This window comes from bacterium (assembly GCA_035703895.1).
Lineage (GTDB): Bacteria > Sysuimicrobiota > Sysuimicrobiia > Sysuimicrobiales > Segetimicrobiaceae > Segetimicrobium.
Genome location: DASSXJ010000299.1, coordinates 1 through 3249 on the forward strand (window position 1 = coordinate 1; position 3249 = coordinate 3249).

Consider the following 3249-nt stretch of genomic DNA (forward strand, 5'->3'; position numbering starts at 1 on the left):
ATCACGTCGCGCCGCCGCCGAAACTCCGCGACCATTCGATCAACGCAGTCCTGGGGACCCCGCAACGCCGCGATGCCCGCGATTTGCGTGAACGCCGCCGTGCACGAGTTGGAGTTCACCATCAGTTGGGTGATTCGGGCGGCGAGGTCGGCGCGCATGACGCCGTAGCCCAGCCGCCATCCGGTCATCGCGTAGGTCTTGCTGAAGCCATCGAGGATCACGACCTGCGGCCGCACCTCCGGAATGCTGGCCAGACTGGCGAACGCCCCCTCGTACAGGATCCGGCCGTAGATCTCATCGGCGAGGATCGTCACGGGCCGCCCCCGCACGATCTCGGCGATCGCCTCGAGGTCGTGCGGGGACAACACGCTCGCCGCTGGATTGTGCGGCGAGTTGAGGACGATCAGCTTCGTCCGCGGGGTCAGCAGGGTCCGGAGTTCCTCCGGGTCCGCCCGAAACTCCCTGGCTTCCCGAAGCGCCCACGACACCGCATGCCCTCCCACGAACCGCGCCACGGACGCGTAGATCGGGAACCCGGGATCGGGGACGATCACCTCATCGCCGGGATTGAGCAGGGCCAGCATCACGAAGAACATGACGGGCTTGGCGCCCGGCGTGATCACCACTTCGTCCGGGTCGACCGTGATCCCCCGCCGCAACCCGACGTGCTCGGCGATCGCCTCGCGCGCCTCGCGCAGCCCCGCCGCCGGCGTGTAGTGGGTGTACCCATCGCGGAGGGCACGAATCGCGGCCTCCTTGATGTGGTCGGGGGTATCGAAATCCGGTTCGCCGATTTCGAGGTGAATGATCGAGCGTCCGGCCGCCTCGAGCGCGTTCGCCTTCGCGAGGACCTCAAACGCCGTCTCGGTGCCGAGGAGACGCATCCGCTCGGCCAGCGCGCCCCCTGGTCCTTCGTCGGATGCGCTAGGCGTTTAGGTGCCCTCCTGCCAGGACCGGAGATACTGTTCCTGCTGCGGGGTCAGCGTGTCGATCTCGACCCCTTCGGCGTCGAGCTTCAGCACCGCCACCTGCTGGTCGATCTCCGCGGGAACCGGATACACATCGGGGGCCAGCGTGCGCCCATGACGGGCCAGGTGTTCCACCGCGAGCGCCTGATTCGCGAAACTCATGTCCATGACGGCCGCGGGGTGGCCTTCCGCGGCGGCGAGGTTGAGGAGCCGCCCTTCCGCCAGCACATAGATCCGCCGTCCGTCGCGCAGGCGGAACTCCTCCACGTGCTCGCGCACCTGCCGTCGCTCCGCGGCGAGTTCGGCCAGCGCCGGGATGTCGAGTTCAACATTGAAGTGACCGGAGTTCCCCACGATGGCTCGGTCCTTCATCGCTTCAAAGTGCTCCCGGCGGATGACCGACGTGTCCCCCGTGACCGTCAGGAGGACATCGGAAATGCGCGCCGCGGCCAGCATCGGCATCACCCGGTAGCCGTCCATGTGAGCCTCGAGGGCACGGAGTGGATCGACCTCGGTGACGACGACCTGCGCGCCCATGCCCTTCGCGCGCATCGCGAGCCCGCGGCCACAGGATCCGTACCCCGCCACGGTGAGGGTTCGGCCCGCGAGGAGCAGATTGGTGGCCCGGATCAGGCCGTCAAGCGTCGACTGGCCGGTCCCGTAGCGATTGTCGAAGAGATGCTTCGTGTTGGCGTCGTTGACCGCCACGATGGGATACCGGAGGGCCCCCGCCTGCGCCATGCTGCGGAGCCGGATCACCCCGGTGGTCGTCTCCTCCGTCCCGGCGACCACGTCTTTGAGCAGCGCGGTATGCGAGTGATGCAACACGGAGACCAGGTCCGCCCCGTCATCCATGGTCACGTTGGGACGCGTGGCCAGCACCTGGTCGATGTGCCGGTAGTAGGTGTCCCGGTCCTCGCCGCGCTTGGCGAACACCGGCATGTGCACGTGCTCGACGAGAGCCGCCGCGACGTCGTCCTGCGTCGAGAGCGGATTGCTGGCACAGAGGGCCAGGGACGCGCCGCCGGCCTGCAGCGTTCGCATGAGGTTCGCGGTCTCGGTCGTGACGTGCAAACACGCTGCGATGCGCAGGCCTTTGAGAGGTTGCTCGTGGGTAAACCGCTCTCGGATCAGGCGGAGGACCGGCATCTCGGCTTCCGCCCACCCGATGCGCTGCCATCCTTGTTTGACGAGGCTCAAATCCTGAATGTCCGATTGCACCGTTCGCCCCTTCCCTTCTCCAATCCATGGATGTACGTGAGACGCTTTATTATATTCCCATATACCTGTAGAGTTCGACAGACTTCGAAAAATCCTTACTTTTCAAGGCGAATCGGGCGTGGACACCCTCATGACGCCCGCCGAACAAATATGCCTGAGAAGTATTGACGGTGACGAAGTGCGACAATGCCCCACAAGATTGCGACCGGGACCGCCAATGGCAGGCCATCCGGATACATGAGGAGATGAAAGAGCACGATGTTCACGATCACGGGGCCAAGCAGAACGAGCGCCAGTGGCACGTAGCGGTTCACCAGCAGCAGTACGCCGCCGGCGAGTTGCAGCGCGGATACAACGAGGTCGTAATGTGACTGTATGAGGAGGCTCAGGAACTGGCCTGCCGGCCCCGAAGGCAAAGACCCCGGGATGAAGTTCAAGAACCCATTCAGGCCAAATACAAGGAAGACCAGGCCAAGGAGCATGCGTGCGATCAACGCTGCGATGTTCATGCAATCCCCTTTCCAAAGCAACTGTCAAGGGAGGGTTCTCCTCCACCCGAACAGAACCCGCCTGACATCTCGAGTCACCGACCAAAGGGGGTGGGAGCGATGCGCCGGCAGGTGCGGGGAGCGGTGTTCGCTATCATGTTTGCCGGGACGGGCATCCTGGGCGGTGTCATCGTTCCGGGGAGCGCCCAATCCACCAACATTGTTCGCGAGGGCACCATCAAGGGCGTGGGAGGCGACGGCATCACGGTCGCCGTGACGGGAGCCGGCGTCACCCCCGTGAAGGTCTCCCCCACGACCTTCCTCATCGGCCGCCGGAGAGCGTCCCTTGAGAGCATCAAACCGGACGACTTCTTGGCGGTCACCGCAAAGCGGGAGGACAATGGGACACTCACCGCGATCTTGATCAACATCCTCCCACCCGAATATAGGGGGCGGTCTCGTGAAGGCCAGTTTCCCATGGATTCGGGGAACGTCATGACGAACGCCACGGTGATGGAGTACGCGGCCCGGGTCGAGAACCGTATGCTGTACCTGAAGTACAAAGACGGCGC

General features: G+C 64.6%; 4 protein-coding genes. 1 reads left to right on the forward strand and 3 read right to left on the reverse strand.

Translation table 11 applies throughout. The features are described from left to right. From VFP86_19585 to VFP86_19595, 3 genes are all read right to left on the reverse strand, one after another. Positions 1-884, reverse strand: an 884-nt coding sequence (locus VFP86_19585; GenBank protein ID HET9001852.1) for an aminotransferase class I/II-fold pyridoxal phosphate-dependent enzyme, incomplete at its 3' end; no start/stop codon positions are given. A gap of 48 nt (positions 885-932) precedes the next feature. Beyond that, positions 933-2189 carry an adenosylhomocysteinase gene (ahcY, locus tag VFP86_19590; GenBank protein ID HET9001853.1) on the reverse strand — a complete coding sequence of 419 codons (1257 nt, stop codon included), beginning with the start codon at positions 2187-2189 and terminating at the stop codon, positions 933-935. Between the two features lie 128 nt (positions 2190-2317). Continuing rightward, positions 2318-2698 carry a hypothetical protein gene (locus VFP86_19595; protein HET9001854.1) on the reverse strand — a complete coding sequence of 127 codons (381 nt, stop codon included), beginning with the start codon at positions 2696-2698 and terminating at the stop codon, positions 2318-2320. Between the two features lie 99 nt (positions 2699-2797). Between VFP86_19595 and VFP86_19600 the strand changes: the two genes are divergently transcribed. Further along, positions 2798-3249 (forward strand): hypothetical protein (locus tag VFP86_19600; GenBank protein ID HET9001855.1); only part of this gene is annotated, 452 nt, incomplete at its 3' end.